Genomic DNA, 268 nt, shown 5'->3' with positions numbered 1-268 from the left:
AAGCACTGTTTTATATTCGCTACACATTTTACTCATATATTGAGTTATTGGGTTTAATTGCCCCAACTGATTAATAATATTTCGGTGCAGTGTTGAAAATGCTTGGCGCAACTCACTAGGCACAAACCCTAAATCGCGCTGTTGGTAGTAAGCACGGTCTATTAAAGGATTTTTTTGGCATTTTTGCCTAAAAAACTCTTCTTTAGTTTGTTTATCCCAATTAATTGCATCGAGAATTCTAATTGGGGTTTGCAGCGCAATGAGTTGG

Annotated in this window: 1 protein-coding gene; it reads right to left on the bottom strand. The window is 36.9% G+C overall.

What is annotated here, in order from left to right; genetic code table 11:
- On the bottom strand, nt 1-268 hold a 268-nt coding region (locus SB765_RS30150), incomplete at both ends, for a tyrosine/phenylalanine carboxypeptidase domain-containing protein (protein WP_410932564.1).

Origin of the sequence: Pseudomonas sp. SIMBA_067, from assembly GCF_046534675.1 — a bacterium.
Classification (GTDB): domain Bacteria; phylum Pseudomonadota; class Gammaproteobacteria; order Pseudomonadales; family Pseudomonadaceae; genus Aquipseudomonas; species Aquipseudomonas putida.
The sequence above is the reverse complement of the archived record's forward strand: the minus strand, read 5'-3'. Positions and strand labels throughout refer to the sequence as shown.